Origin of the sequence: Lapidilactobacillus achengensis, assembly GCF_003946655.1 — a bacterium.
Classification (GTDB): Bacteria; Bacillota; Bacilli; order Lactobacillales; family Lactobacillaceae; genus Lapidilactobacillus; species Lapidilactobacillus achengensis.
Map to the genome: position 1 here is coordinate 1 of NZ_RHOV01000032.1, position 19,605 is coordinate 19,605.

20 protein-coding genes and 1 riboswitch are annotated in these 19,605 nt (G+C 50.2%); of the genes, 12 read left to right on the plus strand and 8 right to left on the minus strand.

Features of this window, described 5'->3' with window-relative positions; genetic code table 11:
* The first annotated feature begins 6 nt into the window (after positions 1-6).
* Both tnpA and EKM94_RS11530 read left to right on the plus strand, forming a co-directional pair.
* A complete protein-coding gene (tnpA, locus tag EKM94_RS11525; protein WP_125602160.1) occupies positions 7-453 on the plus strand; it encodes an IS200/IS605 family transposase in 447 nt (148 codons plus the stop codon).
* Positions 454-515: 62 nt separating this feature from the next.
* On the plus strand, positions 516-1,952 hold the full coding sequence (locus EKM94_RS11530) for an MFS transporter (protein ID WP_125602100.1): 1,437 nt from the start codon (positions 516-518) through the stop codon (positions 1,950-1,952).
* A 123-nt stretch (positions 1,953-2,075) separates the two neighbouring features.
* Here the strand turns inward: EKM94_RS11530 and EKM94_RS11535 are convergent, their stop codons facing one another.
* Positions 2,076-3,335 carry a toxic anion resistance protein gene (locus EKM94_RS11535; protein WP_379861186.1) on the minus strand — a complete coding sequence of 420 codons (1,260 nt, stop codon included), beginning with the start codon at positions 3,333-3,335 and terminating at the stop codon, positions 2,076-2,078.
* The gene (locus tag EKM94_RS11540) at positions 3,325-4,164 is read right to left on the minus strand and encodes a 5-bromo-4-chloroindolyl phosphate hydrolysis family protein (protein WP_125602106.1); all 840 of its coding nucleotides are present in this window, start codon (positions 4,162-4,164) and stop codon (positions 3,325-3,327) included. Before EKM94_RS11540 ends, EKM94_RS11535 begins: the two co-directional genes overlap by 11 nt.
* Before the next feature lie 321 nt (positions 4,165-4,485).
* Between EKM94_RS11540 and EKM94_RS11545 the strand changes: the two genes are divergently transcribed.
* The 9 genes from EKM94_RS11545 (at position 4,486) to recD2 (ending at position 13,380) form a co-directional block, all read left to right on the plus strand.
* Positions 4,486-5,076 (plus strand): NUDIX domain-containing protein, encoded by a 591-nt coding sequence (locus EKM94_RS11545; RefSeq protein WP_125602109.1) that lies wholly within the window; start codon positions 4,486-4,488, stop codon positions 5,074-5,076.
* A complete protein-coding gene (locus tag EKM94_RS11550; protein ID WP_125602111.1) occupies positions 5,057-5,341 on the plus strand; it encodes a hypothetical protein in 285 nt (94 codons plus the stop codon). Before EKM94_RS11545 ends, EKM94_RS11550 begins: the two co-directional genes overlap by 20 nt.
* Positions 5,342-5,537: 196 nt before the next feature.
* Positions 5,538-6,239 carry a 5'-methylthioadenosine/adenosylhomocysteine nucleosidase gene (locus tag EKM94_RS11555; protein ID WP_125602115.1) on the plus strand — a complete coding sequence of 234 codons (702 nt, stop codon included), beginning with the start codon at positions 5,538-5,540 and terminating at the stop codon, positions 6,237-6,239.
* Positions 6,240-6,300: 61 nt separating this feature from the next.
* The gene (locus tag EKM94_RS11560) at positions 6,301-7,461 is read left to right on the plus strand and encodes a cysteine desulfurase family protein (RefSeq protein WP_125602118.1); all 1,161 of its coding nucleotides are present in this window, start codon (positions 6,301-6,303) and stop codon (positions 7,459-7,461) included.
* A gap of 70 nt (positions 7,462-7,531) precedes the next feature.
* The gene (locus tag EKM94_RS11565; protein ID WP_125602121.1) at positions 7,532-7,873 is read left to right on the plus strand and encodes a DUF1831 domain-containing protein; all 342 of its coding nucleotides are present in this window, start codon (positions 7,532-7,534) and stop codon (positions 7,871-7,873) included.
* A gap of 22 nt (positions 7,874-7,895) precedes the next feature.
* Entirely contained in the window at positions 7,896-9,020 is a 1,125-nt protein-coding gene (gene mnmA / locus EKM94_RS11570) for a tRNA 2-thiouridine(34) synthase MnmA (RefSeq protein ID WP_125602124.1), read from the plus strand.
* A 105-nt stretch (positions 9,021-9,125) separates the two neighbouring features.
* Positions 9,126-9,797 (plus strand): histidine phosphatase family protein, encoded by a 672-nt coding sequence (locus EKM94_RS11575; protein ID WP_125602127.1) that lies wholly within the window; start codon positions 9,126-9,128, stop codon positions 9,795-9,797.
* 144 nt (positions 9,798-9,941) lie between these two features.
* The gene (locus EKM94_RS11580; RefSeq protein ID WP_164511230.1) at positions 9,942-10,676 is read left to right on the plus strand and encodes a tetratricopeptide repeat protein; all 735 of its coding nucleotides are present in this window, start codon (positions 9,942-9,944) and stop codon (positions 10,674-10,676) included.
* A 121-nt stretch (positions 10,677-10,797) separates the two neighbouring features.
* Positions 10,798-13,380, plus strand: a complete 2,583-nt coding sequence (gene recD2, locus EKM94_RS11585) for an SF1B family DNA helicase RecD2 (protein WP_225422225.1) — start codon at positions 10,798-10,800, stop codon at positions 13,378-13,380.
* Positions 13,381-13,584: 204 nt separating this feature from the next.
* Here the strand turns inward: recD2 and EKM94_RS11590 are convergent, their stop codons facing one another.
* The 5 genes from EKM94_RS11590 to EKM94_RS11610 all read right to left on the minus strand — a co-directional run bounded on the left by EKM94_RS11590 (position 13,585) and on the right by EKM94_RS11610 (position 17,416).
* Entirely contained in the window at positions 13,585-13,824 is a 240-nt protein-coding gene (locus tag EKM94_RS11590; protein WP_125602136.1) for a helix-turn-helix transcriptional regulator, read from the minus strand.
* Positions 13,825-13,827: 3 nt separating this feature from the next.
* On the minus strand, positions 13,828-14,142 hold the full coding sequence (locus EKM94_RS11595) for a DUF6442 family protein (protein ID WP_125602139.1): 315 nt from the start codon (positions 14,140-14,142) through the stop codon (positions 13,828-13,830).
* 237 nt (positions 14,143-14,379) lie between these two features.
* The gene (locus EKM94_RS11600; protein ID WP_125602142.1) at positions 14,380-15,372 is read right to left on the minus strand and encodes a diacylglycerol/lipid kinase family protein; all 993 of its coding nucleotides are present in this window, start codon (positions 15,370-15,372) and stop codon (positions 14,380-14,382) included.
* A gap of 137 nt (positions 15,373-15,509) precedes the next feature.
* Complete coding sequence (gene rnjA / locus EKM94_RS11605) at positions 15,510-17,201, minus strand: ribonuclease J1 (protein ID WP_125602145.1); 1,692 nt, start codon at positions 17,199-17,201, stop codon at positions 15,510-15,512.
* Positions 17,201-17,416: a DNA-directed RNA polymerase subunit epsilon gene (locus EKM94_RS11610; protein WP_125602148.1), complete on the minus strand. Its 216-nt coding sequence runs from the start codon at positions 17,414-17,416 to the stop codon at positions 17,201-17,203. Before EKM94_RS11610 ends, rnjA begins: the two co-directional genes overlap by 1 nt.
* 275 nt (positions 17,417-17,691) lie before the next feature.
* Between EKM94_RS11610 and EKM94_RS11615 the strand changes: the two genes are divergently transcribed.
* Entirely contained in the window at positions 17,692-18,240 is a 549-nt protein-coding gene (locus EKM94_RS11615) for a hypothetical protein (protein ID WP_125602151.1), read from the plus strand.
* A 31-nt stretch (positions 18,241-18,271) separates the two neighbouring features.
* Here EKM94_RS11615 and def read toward each other — a convergent pair whose 3' ends face one another.
* Positions 18,272-18,835, minus strand: coding sequence for a peptide deformylase (gene def / locus EKM94_RS11620; RefSeq protein WP_125602154.1), 564 nt, complete (start codon positions 18,833-18,835; stop codon positions 18,272-18,274).
* Between the two features lie 398 nt (positions 18,836-19,233).
* Positions 19,234-19,392: riboswitch (M-box (ykoK) riboswitch) on the plus strand.
* The last annotated feature ends 213 nt before the right edge of the window (positions 19,393-19,605 follow it).

The following is a 19,605-nucleotide window of genomic DNA, read 5'->3' on the forward strand; positions in this document are numbered from 1 at the left end:
ATACCTATGGTATCGGAAAATGTAATCAAAGAGCGCGGCTACGTATACAGCTTTCACTACCACCTTGTGTGGGTCACCAAATATCGCCGACCAATTTTTGATACACCGCAGTATGTGGCGGAAATGCTTGAGATCCTAAAAACCACGGCAACTGATAACGAGATCACGATTGAACAAGCAGAGGTCATGCCGGATCATGTGCACCTGCTTTTGAGCTTCAAGCCCAAGTATGCGCCCACAACTGTTGTCAAGATCTTAAAGGGTGCATCAGCTCGGACATGGTTCACAGCTCATCCTGAGACCAAGAAACTCCTCTGGGGTGGACATTTGTGGTCGCCAAGCTATTACATGGGGACACTCGGCAACATGTCAAAAGAGACGGTTGCCAACTATATTCAAAATCAGAGAACAGAAAGGGGCAAGGCGGGACGACCAAGCAAGAAAGCTAACTAGCGTTAGTAAGTGCAGGCTTTCCTCCTCTGACTAAAGTTAGAGGTTTCCCGCCCAAAATTGTAATGAACAAGAATTATTTAAATGATCCGTGGGTCCAAGCCAAGCGTTGGTTGATTTTAACGGCGGTCGGGATGTTTACTTTCATGGCGACCCTGGATGCCAGCATCGTGAATATCGCGTTGCCGACCATCAGCAAGGATCTGGCTATTCCGATGAATCAGGCGGAATGGATCGTCTCGGTCTATCTGATGGTGATTTGTGCCTTATTGCTGTTTTTCGGAAAATTGGGTGATATTTTCGGAAAGATTCGCATTTTTCGCTTGGGCACGATCTTATTTATTGGCGGCTCACTGCTCTCCGGCTTTAACCACGGGCTGAGCTTGCTTTTGGTCGGTCGGGTGATTCAGGCTTTGGGCGCGGCGATGACCATGAGTACGAACAACGGTATTATTACAGAAGTATTTCCCCTGAACGAACGGGGCAAGGCGCTGGGTTGGATCGGCAGTTTCGTTTCTTTAGGGAGTATTGCCGGACCAGGCATCGGTGGGTTGATCTTAGCGAAATGGTATTGGGGCAACATTTTCTGGATCAATGTTCCTGTGGGCATCTTGACGTTTGTCTTAGGCATCTTTGTTTTGCCCGCGGATCTGTCTAAAACGCCAGCGCGGATCGATTGGCTAGGGACGCTGTCTTTCGCGGTGGCGATCCTAGGGCTTTTTGGCGGGATCTTTATTGGTCAAGACATTGGTTACGGTCATTGGGCAGTGGGGGGCCTGTTGCTATTGGCCGTGCTCGCGTTGATTATTTTCTTTCATCACGAGCGCCGGACACCGGCACCCATGTTGCGTCTGGTGATTTTCAAAAATATTGATTTCTCGCTGAGTTTATTGACCGCTTTGATGATTTTTGTGGTCAACTTTATTTTCAATGTGATCGCGCCGTTCTACTTACAAAACGCGCGGGGTTTAGCGGCCAATACTTCTGGTTACTTGTTGATGGTTTTCCCGATCATCCAGGTGCTGGTCGCGCCGATCGCCGGTTCGATCTCGGATCGGATCGGGCCGGAAAGTTTGACCTTCTGGGGGCTGGTTTTGATCACGATCAGTCAGATCGGCTATTTCTTGACGGATCTACAAAGTCCATTATGGCTGTTCACCGCGTTTGTCGGTTTGGTCGGTTTCGGTAATGGACTCTTTCAGGCGCCTAATAATACGATCGTGATGAGCTCTGTCGCCACCAAAGATCTGGGCATGGCCGGCGGGATCAATGGTTTGGCGCGGGAATTAGGGATGGTGATCGGGATCACTTTCGCGACGACGATCCTGTTCTCCGCCATGAGTCAACAGTTGGGACGCCACGTGACCACTTATTTGCCGCAGCATCCCGCAACCTTTATTTACGGTATGAAGGTTACTTTTATCATTTCGATCGTTCTAAGTTTGTTGGCCACGATCTTAACGGGGTATCGTTGGTTGAAGCATCGCCGCCGAACAGTGTAAAATCAGCAGTCTTGGAGAACTGAGCCTGTTTGATCGTACCGCTAGAAATTGGATCAAAAAAGCGGCGTCACTTTTTACAGTGACATCGCTTTTCTATACTGAATTATCAAGAGATGACTGACGCTAAATCGTCTTCGACTCGTCGTTATTTTGGTGGTCGATCTTTAGATCGGCCAGCGGATCAACGGTTTTGCGCGTCCGGTAATCACTGGTGGTCTCACCATGACTATAGGCCAATAAATGTTGTTTAAGTTCTTCTTCCATTTTGCCTAATTCGACTTCGGCGGCTTGACGTTTCTTGCGACCATCTTGTTGGATCTTCAGGGTTTGTTGCAAGGTTTCGATCAGATCGTTCTGGGTCTTCTGCAGCGTTTCGATATCGACGACACCACGTTCGTTCTCCTTGGCGGTTTCGATCGCGGAGATCTTCAACATCTCTGAGTTCTTGGTCAAAAGATCGTTGGTCGTTTGCGAGACTTGTCGTTGCGCGGTCACGGCATCTTTTTGGCGCAAGAGGGTGAGAGCGATCGCGACTTGGTTTTTCCATAAAGGAATCGCGGTATTGATCGAGGCTTGGATCTTTTCAGCTAGCGCTTGGTTGGTCCCTTGGATCAACCGGATCTGTGGCGCCTGCTGGATGGTGATCTGGCGCGCCAATTCGAGATCGTGGGTCCGCTTTTCCAAACGGTCGGCGAATTGTTTAAGGTCATTGGCCTCTTGAACCGTCATCTGATCACCCGAAGCTTCGGCCTTGGCCAAAAGGGCGGGGATCTCTTCTTGCTCAAGCTGATTGAGCTTGACCTTACCTGCGGCGATGTAAACGTTCAAGGCGTCAAAATAAGCCTTGTTCTGTTGATATAGACCGTCCAGCATTTTATTATCGACGAGGAGATCATTTTTCTGATGGTCTAGTTTCACGCCGATCGTATCAATCTGCGCGCCGATTTTTTGATATTTTGCGGTCAGTTCGTAGACCGAGCGGCGAACTTTGCCAAATAGTTTACGGAAAACATTTTTGTTCTCGGCTTCTAATTCGCTGGGATTGGCTTCGTTAAGGCGATACATCAGATCTGTCAAGACATTACCGATCTCACCGGTTTGTTGGCTGGAAACTTGATCCAGCATGGTTTGCGAAAAAGCGGAGAGCTGCTTCTGGGCATTGGCGCCATAATTAAGGACCGCCGCTTGATTCTTCGTGTCGATTTGGTTGACTAGCGCGGTGGCCTGGTTTTTTTGTTCAGGGGTCAGCCGGGCCAAAGCCGTTTCCTCATCAGTGCTGGCTTGTGCCTTGGCAGCTGGTGTGGTGGCGGTGGCGTCAAAAGGTGTTGCGAGCAGATCATTGTAAAGGTCTTGATTTTGACCGCTGGTTTGCTTATCTGTCATTGTTATCTTCACCATCTTTACTGTCTTGGGTACCTTGATCAGGGTCGTGATCACTTTGATCGGTGGTCTTAGGTTGCTGATCCTCGAGATAGTCTGCTTGGATCTGGTTGAGCTGGTCTTGCATCTGGGCAATCGAACGGTCGTTGGTGATGTTGAAATCTGGGTGGGCGGGTTCTTTATCGACCCCATCCAAAGTTGATTCTAACTCACTAACGTCATCGTGGACATAATCCAGATAATCTTGCTTGATCTGCTCGCTCAACGAGGCCAACATTTCAACACTACGATCGAGAACGGCGTAGGTGTCACTGGTTTTCATCTCGTGCTTGCTGATTTCTTGATACTTCTTAGCGATGGCCAGGCTAGTCGGCAGGTGCTTATAAAGGAAGTCGGCCGCTTCTTGAAGCCGCGCGGGTTCATTGACTAAAGCTGAGAACATTGCTTTCGTCAGACCGATCGTATCATGATTAAGATTGATGGCCCGCAATTTTGGCACGGCCTGCATGGTTTGTTCCAACTCAACGATTTCTTTCTTCGCGTCACTCATCGTTTCGCGGAAAACGTTGATCTCGGCCTCAGACAAACCGGCTTGTTGGTAATGGGCCAGCATTTTCCTGCTAATAGGCTCATTGAAGCCATCGGTGGCCTTCTGGTCGCGGCGCATTGAACGCCGGGTCACAATTAATAGAACCAAGCCGGCCAAGGCAATAATGGAGATGCCAAAAACCGTACTATCCATGGCACCATATAAAGCTGAGATAATGGTCAGACCGAAAAAGACGACGACCCAAGCTGTTAATAGACCAGATAAAACACTTTTGAATTTCATGATTAACCTCCCGTAATACTTACTGTCTAAATTCTATCATAATTTGCGGTAAACTGAATAAGGCTAAGGGTTGATTTTCCTTTCCGTCATTTGATTCAGGCGCTGATTCAAGAGTGGGCCTGATGGTTCAGTGGTCTAAATTTTCGCAAAGATGGCGGAATTATTTTCATTTCTGATTCGGGTGCTGGTATAATAACACTTGTTGGCTAGAAATACCTAATTGCGGCCCGGTTGAAATTTTACGTACAAAAAATAAGTTAAATTGAGTGACAAGTCGGTCAAAATTCGGTATGATACTTACTTGTGGAAAGTGGGAGGATCATGGATTTCACAGAAAAAGTTCAAAGCGATCGTTTGCTGTATGACGGTCACATTCTCCGCCTGCATCAACAGGTCGTTGAACTTCCTAATGGACAATTGGCGGAACGAGAAATCGTTGAACATCATGGCGCGGTCGCGATTCTCGCCTTGGCGGATTGGAATCACGCTTACTTCGTCCGGCAGTGGCGCGCGCCGTTAGCCCACGAAACCTGGGAGATCCCAGCTGGCAAAATCGATCCCTTGGAGACTGATTCCTTGAAGACGGCGCAACGTGAATTGAATGAAGAGATTGGTCAGTCCGCCCGAAACTGGGAGCTGCTGGCGACTTTTTATACCTCGCCGGGTTTTGCCACGGAGCGGATGTCGTTATACTTAGCCCAGGATCTCCAAGCGCTGCGCGAGAAGCGGCCGTTGGATCCAGATGAGTTCTTAGAGGTGCGGCTGTTGACTTTAGCTGAGGCGCAACAATTGTTATACACTTCCCAGTTTCTTGATGGGAAAACGTTGATCGCCTTGAAATACTGGGAACAATTGCAGGCGGCCCAACAAGAGAAATGTGGTGAAATCCAAGATGGTCCAAAGAAAGACTAGCTCGCGCCCAACCAGCGCTGAGCCTGATTTGATCGTTGATTTGAGCCAGCCCAGTGCGGCAGGACGGCGAAGCGAACGTTTAGAAAGCGAACGTCGTGGTGAAAATATCGCCCCAACCACGCGAATGGCGCGACGGGAGGCGGAGCTCGGTCAACCAGGTACCAGCACGGTCGCGCATCCCAAAATGCGCCGCCGCTTAAATTGGGCGTTAGTGATCGTCAGTTTATTGATTATTTTGACCTATTTAGGGTTGTTCTTTTTGTAGCACCGCCCCAAGCGTTCGCCTAGGGTGAGCGCCTGGCCCAGATTAAAATGGTCTCAGTGAAATTGGTAAAATGCGAAATAGTTAAAATACGAAATAGTTAAAATTTTAAAAACTAGAAAATAGTCGATTATTGTTATCTTAGGATGGAGAAAACAGCGGCTGATCATTTGGATCAGCCGATGATGGAGGAATTAGGATGAAAGTTGGAATTTTGGTCCCAATGGCAGAGGAAATCGGACGGTATCGGAAACATTTACGCGCCGTTAGCGAAGAAGTGATCGGTCAGGTGCGGTTTACCATCGGCCATTACAAGAACGTTGATTTGATTTTAGCGCAATCTGGGATCGGTAAAGTGCAGGCGGCGTTGACGGCGACAATTTTGTTTGATCATTTCGCGGTTGATTGTGTGATCAATTCTGGCTCGGCGGCCGGTGTGGGCGCAGGCTTGCAGGTGGGTGACTTGGTCATCGGTGATCGCTTGGTTTATCATGATGTGGATGTGACCGGCGGCGGGGATTATGTCTTGGGTCAAGTTCCTGATCATGAGACTTATTTCAACGCGGACGCGAAACTTTTGGCGACGATCCAAGCGGCGGCCGCGCAGTTGACCTTGAATAGTGTGACTGGGTTGATTGCCACAGGCGACCAATTTATCGCTGATCCTGAACACGTCGCGTTGATCAAACAGAATTTCCCTGGGGTGCAAGCGGTGGAAATGGAAGGCGCGGCGGTTGCTCAAGTAGCCACCAGCTTCCAAAAACCGTTCTTGATCATTCGCGCGATTAGTGATAATGGTGACGATGCGGCGACGGTTAGTTTTGATGAGTTTGTGGTCACCGCTGGGCGTAACGCGGCGAAATTGTTGTTGACCGCGATCCCAGAATTTGCCGAGGCTTGATTTTTTACGGCTGATTCAGGGCGGCGCCTCGGTTGGTTTTGACTGTTGATGGAGGTGGAAGATGGAACATTTTTATTTTGATAATGCCGCGACCACGCCGGTCAGTCCGACGGTCGTTCAGGCGATGACCGACGTGTTAAGTCATGATTTCGGTAATGCCTCAAGCACGCACTTTTTCGGTCGGCGGGCGCATGATTTGCTGGATCAAAGCCGGCAGACGATTGCCCAAAGTATCAACGCCGCTAGTATTGATGAAGTGATCTTCACCAGTGGTGGCACCGAAAGTGATAATACCGCCATTTTAAGCACGGCGGCGGCCTATGGTCAGCAGGGTCATCATATTATTACCACCGCGATCGAGCATCCGGCGGTTTTGAAGACGATGGCGCGCTTGGAGCAGCAAGGTTTTGAGGTCACGTATTTGCCCGTGGATGGTCTGGGTTATGTGACGGTTGACCAGGTGGCGGCGGCTTTGCGACCGGATACGATTCTTGTGTCGATCATGATGGGCAACAATGAAATCGGGACGATCGAACCAATCAAGGCGATTGGCGCCATGTTGGCGGACAAACCGGTGATTTTCCACACCGATGCGGTTCAGGCTTACGGCGTGCTTTCGATTGATGTTCAGGAACTCGGAGTCGATTTCTTGTCGGTTTCCGGTCACAAACTTCATGGTCCGAAAGGTGTTGGCTTTTTATATGCCAAAACTGGGGTCAAGCTGGTGCCCTTTATGAATGGCGGCGAACAAGAACATAAACGCCGCGCCGGCACCGAGAATCTTCCCGGAATCGTCGGGATGGCTCAGGCGGTTCGCGATTTGGCCGGCGCCAACAAGGCGAAGCGGCGGGATCAGCTGTTGGCCTTGAAACAGGCGGTTCTCGCCGAATTGGACCAGGCTGGGGTGACTTACCACATTAATGGACCTGATTTGCAGGCGAGTTTGCCGCATGTTTTGAATTTGTGGTTTCCCGGGGTGCCGACCAATTTGGCCCTGACTAGTTTGGATCTGCGCGGCTTTGCGGTTTCCGGCGGCTCGGCTTGTACGGCAGGCAGCTTGCAACCGTCTCACGTGTTAACAGCGCTGTATGGCGCTAATGCCGCGGAAATCAGCGAATCCTTGCGACTCTCGTTTGGTAGTGAGAACACCTTGGCTCAGGCGCGTGCCTTAGGTCAAGCCTTGGTTGCTGTCGTGACCGATTATTTACAGCAGACGACTTAATGGTGGACTGTACCGACAGCGCTTGTTTTTGTTATAATGAACTCATGATCTTAATTAAGGAGCGAGTTTAATGGCAAAAGATGAAGTTAAATTAATGGGCGATCAACGGACATTTAAATTGAATCCTCAGGTTAAGGCCTACACCTTGCGTGATGTCGGCTTTACGAAGAGCAAGAATGGTAGTTTCACTTTGATCCGCCCACTTTATGGTGAATCACCTTATGTGGCGGTTTTTCAACTGAAAATGACCGTGGGCGCGGATCTGGCCTCAATGAAAATGAGTATTACAGATCGTAGTGGCTTGAAGGCCGTCAATATTTTTAAAGATGAGAAGAATGTCAAGGAAGTTGAGCAGTTCAACTACTTGATCGAGAATTTCATGGAGCGCGACATTCTACTTGTCGTCTCCTAATAATTGAGGAGCGAATGTAACAATGGATAATTCAAAGACCCGGGTTGTTGTCGGGATGAGCGGTGGCGTTGATTCCTCAGTGACGGCGCTATTGCTTAAAGAACAAGGTTATGATGTTATTGGTGTTTTCATGAAGAATTGGGATGACACCACGGATTCTGGGGTCTGCACGGCAACAGAGGATTATGAAGATGTTGCTCGAGTGGCCAATCAGATTGGGATTCCGTACTATTCGATCGATTTTGAAAAAGAATACTGGAATCGGGTCTTTGAATACTTCTTAGATGAATATCGGCACAATCGCACGCCTAATCCGGACGTGATGTGCAACAAGGAGATCAAGTTCAAGTCCTTCTTGGATTACGCTTTGTCACTGAATGCGGATTACATTGCCATGGGTCACTATGCCCAGTTGCGGCGCGATCAGGATGGCAGCGTTCATTTGTTACGCGGCGCCGATGACAACAAGGATCAGACTTATTTTCTGAATACTTTGTCGCAGGAGCAGTTGCAGAAGGTCATGTTCCCGATTGGTCATTTGCGCAAGCCAGAGGTGCGGGCCATCGCTGAGAAAGCGGGGCTGTATACCGCGCGGAAGAAGGATTCCACTGGGGTCTGCTTCATTGGCGAGCGTGATTTCAAGAAATTCTTGAAAGAGTTCCTGCCGGCTCAGCCTGGCGCGATGCGGACACCAGCTGGTGAGCTCAAGGGTCAGCATGATGGCTTGATGTATTATACCATTGGCCAACGTTCAGGCTTGGGTATCGGGGGTTCCAGTGACTCCAGCGAGCCTTGGTTTGTGGTTGGTAAGGAGATGGCGACGAACACGTTGATCGTCGACCAAGGGTTCAATAATCCGCGGTTATTCGCGACGAGCTTGTCTGCTGTGAAGCTTTCATTTGTTGCGGGTCAGGCGCCGGCAGCGGCGTTTCACGCTACTGCGAAGTTTCGCTATCGCCAGAAAGATGTTGGTGTGACTGTGAAAATGGATCCGGCCGATCCAACCAGCGCCGTCGTTGTTTTCGATGAGCCGGTCCGCGCGATCACGCCAGGTCAGGCCGTTGTTTTTTACGAGAATGAAGAATGTTTAGGCGGCGGGACAATTGATGTTGCCTATGACCATACAAAAGTCTTACAATATGTGTAAGTCCAAATGAAAATCGGGCTGTTGACGATGAAAATCGCCCAGCCTTTTTCATTACAGTGATTTTAGCGATGGGTAGCTGACTAAGCTTGATAGGCAGGGGTAAGGATGACAAATTTCTTCTTCGTACGACATGGTAAAACAGAATGGAATCTGGAGGGACGGCTTCAAGGCGCGCATGGGGATTCGCCGTTATTGCCGGCTAGTTATCGGGATATTACCCGATTAGCGAATTATTTGAAGCATGAGCGGCTTCATTTTCAGGCGATTTATACCAGTCCGTTATTGCGGGCGCAGACGACGGCGGTTTTCATCAGCGAGAATTTGAATCAGCCAAATTTGCCAATCTATTTGGAGAAAGATTTGCGCGAATTCAATCTGGGCCTAATGGAAGGCAAAACTTACCAAGAGGTGGAAGGCAAATATCCCCATGAGGTTGATGCTTTTCGCTATCGCCCGGATCAGTTTCAAGCTGAGCGTATCCAGGCGGAGAGCTTCAGCCAACTGATTTTGCGAATGCGGCGGGTCATTGTGGCGATTTCACAGCGTTACCCGCAGGATTCGGCGAATATTCTGGTCGTCAGTCATGGGGCGGCGCTAACGGCGTTGATGCAATCGTTGCTGGGTACCCCTTTGAAAGATCTGCGCAAAGATGGGGGCTTGGCCAATACCAGCTTGACCGAATTGGCCACCCATGACCAGGGGCGAACATTTCAGAAGATCCGCTGGAACGAAACGTCATACTTGGGCAAGAAGCTTGGCGCCAGCGATTCGGTTTGAGCAGGTGGTCGGAATCAACTATGGTCTTTTTCCGCTGGGCCCGGTTCGATCAATACGGTCGGTTGGTCGGTCAGATAAGGCCAGCTAAAACAGCCACGTGACAGCGTGTCGCGGCGATTTTTCAAGTTGAAAGGAGTTTTGATGATGGGAACGTCAGATGCGGAACAGCCTAAAGGAGCCAAACAGCCCGATAGCACTCGGCTTTCAGTCGCTGAGCAACAACAGGCAATTCTCCAGCTAACCAAACAACTACAGCAAAACCCCAATGATGTGGCCAAACTGATTGAATTGGCTACCCATTTAATGGCGGTGGCTGATTTGACCCAGGCACAGCAAGTTTTAGCTCGTGCGGCAGTCTTGGCGCCTGATAATGTGGCCATTCCCTATAACCAGGCGGTGATCGCCCACCAATTACGGGATGATCAGCAGGCGCTGGCTTTATTGCAGCCATTGGTCACGTCCCCATTAGCGGCAGCCGTCAATTATCTAGTGGCCGTGATTTATTTTGAGCAGCAACAGCTCCAACTGGCCAGTGCTTTTGCGCTGACCGCGGTGGAACAAACGCCCCGAGGATTGGCTGAAAATCTCCTTTTGGCCCAGATCCTCACGAAACAGCAGTTGTGGGCGGCGGCGCAAGCTTATGCGGAAACGGCCTATCAAGTGGCGCCTGAAAATGCTGATGCGGCCTTTGTGTTGGGCGGTTGCCGCTTGAATCAGGGGCAAGCGCAACAGGGCGCCGCCTTATTGCGACAAGCGGCAGCGCAGGCGCCGCAGAAATATCAGGCGGCGGTGACCGCGATTCTTGGTCCAGATCAGTCTGAGAAATCTAACAGTACCCCCTTGGATTCAGCGCCAGATCCAACGTCAACCGATGACTAGGTGACCGGCGTGATTCAGCGGGAAACAGATAGTGACTTAACAGGCGCGGCAAGCAACGGTTTCAGTATCAAATAAGGTCAGCGCTAATATTTTTCGTCGTGGAGGTGCTACGGGCGTGTCAATGATCAATCAACCAGTGACTTTGACTGGCTCAGTTCAGGATGTTCGTTTTGAAGATCCGAAAAGCTACTTTAAAATCGTTATCGTGAAAATCAAAGAGGCCGACTTTTCTTGGCCGGAACCAACGATCACGGTCAAAGGTGATTTTGGGGAACTGGACTTGGATCAACTTTATGAATTCAAGGGCAAGCTGGTGGTGCACAGTAAATATGGCACGCAAGTCCAAGTTACTAGCGCGCAACATTTGGCGCCCTCGACTTCCGATAGTTTGGTTCAATATTTCTCCGGGGATCGCTTTCCCGGAGTCGGCAAAGTTGCGGCGCAGAAAATCGTCGCTCATTTTGGTGTGGACGCGATCGATGAGATCATGGCGGATCCCGAACAGTTAACGACGATCGGCTTGAAGGCCAAACAGGTCACCACGATTTTGGACCAGCTACGGGAATCTTATGGCACCGAGAAAATGATTTTGTCACTGACCCAGTTGGGGCTGACTCCCTGGATGATCAGTCAGGCAATGAAGAATTTCGGTGGGCAAACCTTGGACGTTTTGCGGGAAAATCCCTATCAACTGGCCTTGAAAGTTCCCCAGATCGGCTTCAAGCGGGTCGATCAGTTGGCCCAGAATCTGGCGATCGATTTCGATGCGCCGGTGCGGATCCAAGGCGCGGTGATCCAATTCATGCGCAGCAATTTGCTGGAAACGGGCGATGCTTTCGTGACGGCGCAAGCGGCGCTGGAAGGGGCCCTAGCTTTGTTGCGGCCCACGCGACGGCAAGTGCCCACTGATACTCAGATCGCTGACGAGTTGGTGACCTTGGCCAGTGAAGGCTTGATCGTGGTGGAGCAGCAGCGGCTTTATTTAGGGGCGACTTATTTAAGCGAGGTCAAGATTGCCCAAGAATTGCACCGGCTGCAGGCGGCCAAAGTCAAGGCCTGGGATGATCACGCCTTTGAAACGGCACTCCAGCGGTTGGAGAAACGGTATCGCGTCACGTATGATCCCCAGCAGATCAAGGCGATCCGCGCCGGCTTGGATCAACCACTTTCAGTCTTGACGGGGGGACCTGGCACCGGGAAAACCACGATTCTCTTAGCGGTGGTTCACCTGTTCGCGGAGAAAAATGACTTTAAGCTCAAACAAGCCAAAAATGACGAGGATCAAGATGAGGCTCCGATCAAGTTAGCGGCGCCAACTGGGCGCGCGGCGAAACGATTGAATGAAATGACTCAATTGCCCGCGCGGACCCTGCACAGTTTACTGGGGCTGGCGCCGAATGACGATCAGTTCAGCGAAATGACCGGGAATGATTTGCAGGGGCAACTTTTGATCGTCGATGAGATGTCGATGGTTGATCAGCGCCTTTTTCAAACCTTGGTGCAAGCCATTCCTAAGGGGATGCAGGTTTTGTTGGTGGGGGACCAGGACCAGCTTCCTTCAGTGGGACCAGGGCGGGTCTTTGCGGACTTGATTGCCAGCAAGTGTCTGCCAGTCACGGCTTTGACGGCGATCTATCGTCAGTCAGATGACTCCACGATCATCAATTTGGCGCGGTCGATCCGCGATGGCGAGGTACCAGCGGATCTGACCGCAAGCTTGCCAGATCGCACGTTTATCCAGTGTGCCTCGGGACAAGTTGCCCATGTGGTTGAGCAAGTCATGCAAAAGTCGTTGCGGCGGCAATTCAGCTTGAACGAGACGCAGGTCTTGGCGCCAATGTACCGTTATGATGGCGGGATCGATCAGATCAACGTGGCGGTCCAAGCCCTGGTCAATCCCAAAAAGACCGCGCGAACCAAAGAAGTCGTGGTCAATAATGGGGTTTTCCGCATTGGCGATAAGGTCATTCAGTTGCAAAATGAAGGCCAGTTGGGGATTTACAATGGTGATATTGGCCAGATCACGGGGATTCGCCCCGCTAAAGGCGAAGATGAGGCCGAGGCCCAGCTGATCATTGATTTTTCTGGGTTGGAAGTTGAGATCCCACAATCTTCTTGGCATAATCTGAGCTTGGCTTATTGCATTTCGATCCATAAGTCGCAGGGTAGTGAGTATCAGCTGGTGATCTTGCCGCTAACAATGAATAATCGCATGATGTTACAGCGGAAATTGTTGTATACAGCGGTAACCCGCTCGAAGAACAAATTGGTCATGGTCGGCGATCCCACGGCCTTTGTTCAAGCGATCCGTAATCAAGGCAGCGAGCGGCAAACAACATTGGCTCCAAGGATCAAGGCGATGTTCCAGACAGGTCATACCTTACTGACCCAGCCAACCGTGGCGGAAACGGACGCCACCTATCAGACCCCAACCGCGACAACGGCCCCAATGACTGCGAGTCCGGAGAAAGTGACGCCCGCTAGCGCGGCGGCGCCAACGGTCACAGCGACGTCGACGGCTGGGGCAATACCGCCGGAACCTAGCGCTGCCACGGTCAAGCGCCAGGAGCACGCCGTTGTCGCTGAGTCAGCGCCGACCCAGCCCGCTGACAAAAAGACGTTTATTTTAACGCCCCGGTTGATTGCGGCCAATACCATCGATCCTTTGATCGGAATGGCGGCGTTACGCCCAGAGAATTGTTAGGTGCCGGTCGCGCGGCACGTTTCAGAGTGCAAGCCCAACAAGTTACCAGTTTCAGTAAACAAACTAGCAAGTAGGCCATTAAAATAAAGAAAATGTCGGAAAACAGAAACTTTTCCGACATTTTTTTGTTATGGGCAATTCAGTCAGCCAGCCAGTCAGCCAATCACCCAGCCAGCTGCTCGGCAGGCCAGACCAAGGGCGCAGTTAGTGGTCACGCTGGACCTGATCTGGGTCGTCAAAGTAGAACAGATCGGCGAAGTCCTGATTTAAGGCCAAGCACAGCAACAGGGCCAGCCGCGCTGAGGGTACGAATTGATTGGTTTCGATATTGCTGATGGTTTGGCGCGAAACGCCGACCAACTTTGCCAAGGCGCTCTGGGTCAAGCCCGCGGCGCCCCGGGCCTGCTTCAAACGATTTTGTAGGTGTAATTTCGGTCTGCTCATGGCTCAACGAAGTAGGAGCGGCGCGACCAAGGACCAGCCCGTCGTCGCCACCGCCGCCAGCAAAACCAAGAGAAAGAGGGCAGACCACCAAGATTTATGCTGTTGCCAACTGAAGACTTCGTGCCCCAGTCCCGCGACGAGAATCATAAAGAACAGGTCCGTCGTTGGTTGCTTGGCTAAAATCCGAATCACAAAAATTATCAACCAAGCGATCATTAACATTAGATAATGGACGAGGCTGAGTTGGGTGATTCGACCAAGACGCCCCTCATCCCGTCGCTCCGCTTGAGCCACCTGCAATAATTTCTTCTTGTCCATGTTACCAACGCTTCCTTTGCTTTTGATTTAAGAACAAGGCCTATTTTAGGAATGCTAAGTAAACTTGTCCATCGATTTTCGCTGGCGGGCACCACCCTTTGTGGCGAATTCCCGCCAAGAAAAATCGCCCCCCTGGTCTACCGCTTAACCTAAGAAGCCCGAACCCATAGAACCCCAGACAAAAAGCGGGACCAGCCACATGATGGTGTGGTTGATCCCGCTGAGAAGCGTGATAAATTAGATCCAGAAAGGATATTGTTGATTATGGGCGGTCAACTGAAATTCATGCGCGCCCATGTCTTCACCGTCCATTTGACCGAATTGCGCCGGCGCAATGTGGAGTTTGAGGGTTTGCCCCCGAAAAAGGTGGACCGCGGGACTATTCAAATGTTTACCATTGGTCAGCATCAGAATGAAGAGCCAAATAAACTTCGGCAAACTCGGTTTTTCCAGAATGATCAAGTTCAACTCTTGAATATGGGGATCGGCGGCGGGGACGATCGGGACCCCACCACCGAAATAGGCGATATTGGTCAAGGTACTGAGATAGGCCCGGTCGAAATGGAAATGATCGGCGCCAAGGTCGAGATCCAAGGCATAGGGCTGTTGGTGTTTGAGCACCGAGATCAAATTAATCACGTAAGCCAGGTTACCCAAGTGCCAACGATTCAATTTACTTTTCCACGGCGAGTGTTCGGTGAGGTGGACCACATGCGCGTCAAAGCCCATGCCGAAATTGTTGATCAGGTAATAGGGCTGGCTGGGCTCGGCGGCGCTGTTCTGCAAGGCCAGCGCGAACACGTTTAGTGGCGTCGGCGTACTGATTTGCTGCAAACGTTGGATAAAGTGATCGACTTTCCGGGGCAAATGCAGACTACGGGCGAAATCATTGCCGGAGCCAGCGGGGAAGTAGGCGATGGGGATCTGAAAATGCGGGTGCGTTGGGTGGTGGAGGCCGTTGAGCACGTGATTAACGGTGCCATCACCGCCAACGATCAAGATAGTGAACATGGGCCCGCTCAGCACCTGACCCGCGCTGGTAGCGGCGGCTTCAAGCGCCAACGCCTTTTGGCCCAATTGCTCGCCTAACAAGACACCGTGACCAGAATATTCGGTAAAAATCGGTTCATAGTCAACCTTCGCCGCGGTCAAGCTGGCGGCAAGTTGCGGCCAGACTTTGGCGGCCGCGCCACTACCGGCCTTGGGGTTGATAATGACCACATATTTCATTAATGAATTCCTCCCAAGTAACTATTGAATCGGCAGTGGAGCTATATTGTCTAAAGCCTGTCAATTCAAGCAAAAAATGAAGTGTGGCAAAAAAGTGATGGTCACTTTTTTGCCACACCAGTGAAAAATTATTCGGTTTAATTCGTGCTGATCAGCATCGGTAGGATCATCGGATGCCGTTCGGTGCGGGTGAAGAGGAATTCCTGTAAGGCGTCGATAATGGCATCGCGTAGCATTGCCTCGGTGACTTTGTCTTCGTCAGCGAACATTTTGCGGATCAGGTTGTAGATCCGTTTCTGGGCCGCTTCGATCAAGGAACCAGATTCACGCATGTAAACGAAGCCGCGCGAAAGAATATCCGGCCCTGCTAAGACCAATTTCTTCTTGTAGTCGATCGTGGCTACTACAACCACCAAGCCTTCTTCGGAGAGCAGGCGTCGGTCGTGAAGCACCACATTGCCAATATCACCGATTCCCGAGCCATCAACATAAACATCATCAGCTGGGAAGTGTCCCGCTAACCGGGCCCGTTTGTCCGTCAGCGCTAAGACATCGCCGTTTTCAAGAATATAGCTATGATCCAAGGGCACGCCGCAAAGTTCCGCCAATTCGGTATGGATCTTCAACATCCGATACTCACCGTGGATCGGCATAAAGAATTTCGGTTTCATCAGTCGTAACATCAGCTTTTGTTCTTCTTGGCCACCGTGACCTGAAGTATGGATGTTGTTGACTTTGCCGTGGATCACGTCAGCGCCGGCTTCTGACAGTTGGTTGATCAGATGGTTAACGCTGATGGTGTTGCCGGGAATCGGATTACTGGAGAAAATCACGGTATCGCCAGGATTGATTGAGATCTGGCGGTGGGTCCCGTTGGCGATCCGACTAAGGGCGGCCATGGGTTCACCCTGAGAGCCTGTACAAAGAATCATGACCTTGTTAGCCGGCAGGCGATTGATTTCATGGGCGTCCACCAAAACACCATCGGGAATCTTCAAATAGCCTAACTCTTGGCCATTGACGATCGCGGTTTCCATACTACGACCGAAGACGGCGACTTTACGATCGTGTTCGATCGCCGCCGCGATGGCTTGAGCCACCCGAGAAATATTAGACGCGAAGGAGGCGAAAATGATCCGGCCCTCAATGCCTTCAAAAATATGGCGAATTGAATTTCCGACAAAACGTTCAGATTTGGTAAAGTTCGGAATTTCAGCATTGGTGGAATCGGACATCAATAACAGGACGCCTTCTTCCCCTAAACGGGCCATCCGTTGCAGGTTGGGGGCAGGTTGATCGCCAACAGGGGTCAGATCAAACTTGAAGTCACCCGTTTCCACCACCACCCCTTGAGGTGTATGGACCGCCACGCCAAGCGTGTCAGGGATCGAGTGAGTGGTCCGGAAGAAGGTCACACTGACCTTCGGGAACTTCAGGACCGTGTCTTCATTGATCTGGTGCAGTTCAGTCGTGCTCAACAAACCATGTTCTTCCAGCTTACCCTTGATCAGCGCTAAGGCCAGTGGACCAGCGTAAATTGGAATGCTGGGGATTTGTTTCAGCAGGAAAGGAATCCCGCCGATATGGTCCTCGTGACCGTGAGTGATCACTAAGGCTTTGACTTTATCAATATTTTCGGCGATGTAACTGTAATCCGAAATGACATAGTCGATCCCTAATAGGTCATCCTCAGGAAACTTGATCCCGGCGTCGATCACAATGATCTCGTCTTGAAATTGGACGCCGTACATATTCTTGCCAATTTCGCCGAGACCACCAATGGCGTAAACCGCGGTTTCGTTATTTTGGATTTTTAACTTTTTAACCATTAGTTAAACTCCGTGAGCTTAAAGTTAGGACTCTTTTGCTCGTATTCCAAGAAATTTCCCGTTAATTCTTGGATCGATTCAACGTTGTATTCGGTATTCTGTTCAACCAAGGCGCGAGCGGCAACGCTTGAATTGGCCTCGAGGTAAAGGGCTTGCGTTAACTCCCGTTGTGGGTTGCGAATTTCGGTGGGTTGATATAATACTTTATAAATCAAATTAAGAACTCCTTATTAATAGCATTTATTTCCGAACGTTTGGTCAGCCAAACAAGTCCGTTTCACGTGTCAAAAAAGGCGACGCAAAACCAACTGCCTGACTCACAGTTATTTTGATATTATCATAATTTCCGGTCGTTGTATACCGAAACGGTTGAGGAAACAGTCTTTCGCTGGGAAAATTTATTCCTTCCGATCGGTGTGCAACATTGAGCACCTTTGACCTTTTTCCCGCAAGAATAGGGTATACTGAGGGCAAAAGGAGGCGACGCGCTATGCAAATCTTTCTCGGTGTGATTCTCGGTCTGGTGGTTGTTACCATTCTCAGCATCAGCGGTCATCATTATTGGCTGATTCGCCAACAACGGCGGCAGCAGCAATTTCTTGATCAACGCTTGATCCAAGCTCTGACTAAGTGGCAAACGAAGTATCCCTTTATCGCGTTCGCCAGTCTAAAGAGCGCCGTGCCGGTTTCGATTTGGCATCGCGATGTGCTCTTGTTCGAGTATACCGTGCAGATCAAAGCGCCGCATACCTTGCCTTTGACCGCCGCGGAACTGACCGCCTTATTGAATGAGATTCTAAAATTGCCAGCTCCTGTCCATGTGACAGAATGCTGGCAACTAAAACAAACTTTTCATTTCGACGTGGCTTATTTAGCCAATCAGGCGACGATCCGCTATATGCACGACATGGGCCGCATCAAGACCGCCGATCAATTGGTCGCGGCGCAAACCGCGCCGGTGAAAACGTCCAGCTCACCAACGGAAAGCGCTCAGTCGGCCCAGTCTAAAAAATCAGCGGCGAAGCCAACAACCAAATGAGACTTTGACGTGAAATGGATGCGTTGTGGGGTTAGTCGATCAGGACAGTGCTGTCGTCGGTCAGTTGGAAAGGTGTCTGCGTGTTGATCAAGTCGTAGTATAGGTGGCCATTCAGATGGTCGATCTCATGTTGACAAACGATCGCTGGGTAGTCACGTAGTCGAATCTTGTGGGTTTGACCAGAGGTGTCCTGGTAACGCATGGTGATCCGATCGTGGCGGACCACATAACCGTCAATGTCCTTGTCAACGGACAGGCAACCTTCGCCTTCTGATAACGCCGCTGGTTGGACCGAGTGACTGACGATCACTGGATTAATGATCACTTCTTTGAACAGTGGTGTGGGATCATCCTCAGGGCCTGGCACCAAGACCGCCGCCATCATTTTAGAAACACCAACTTGAGGCGCCGCTAAACCAACTCCAGGACGCAGCCCATATTTCTCAGCCAGCTTAGGGTCTTGACTATTTTCCAGATAGGCCATCATTTCTGTGGCCAACTGGCGATCCTCGTCGCTTAAGGGAAATGCGACTTTCGCGCCGACTTGGCGAAGAACAGGATCGCCATCGCGCACGATATCATTCATTAAAATCAAAATCGTTCCTCCACTCTAATAAGTTTCACAATGAGTCTAGTTTATCAAAAATGGCCGCACAATTAAAGGCACTGATCGGGAAACTGATGAAATTAGTCGAATTTGGCTGGACGCAACTCTCTGGACGCCGCTCGATTAAGGGAGACCAACGGCGAACGTTTGCCGTGACACCATTGACGCCGGTGAAGAGGGGTGAACAGAAGTTGCCGCCGCCATTGAATCGGCCCAGACTTTAAAAAGACTTGGCAAACCAGTAAAATTCATTGGAACAAACAAAAAAATTAGTTAAAGTTAACTGTTGATGAATCAACCTTTTGCGCGGTTTTTTTGAAAAAAAGTGATGGCGATTGGTTGCAATTGGCGGAAAAGTCGTTATCATTAGAAGTGAGAGAAATCTGAATAACACCTGTTAGGTGAGGCTCCTATACAAACACACGCTACTGCTCAGAAACATCGAGAGATGCCCATGAGTCAGCTGGAATTGCCTTCAAGGCTTTTTCTAATGTGGCTGAATTTGATTCTACGTTGTATAGTGCTAAAACTCGACAGTGATCCTGCTAAAATTGGCACACTCACTGACGAGTGTGCCTTTTTTGATCCCGGCGTGGTGGCAGAATATTATGGCTCTTTGTCAACTGGTGTTGAAAGATAGTTTTTATTCTTCGAGGATTTCTCAGTAATGAGGAATCTTTTTGTTGTTGTATCGATTAGTTGAATGTGATCAGTGCGAGCATCACTTTATTTGAATTGAGTGTAACCTAAATAAACAT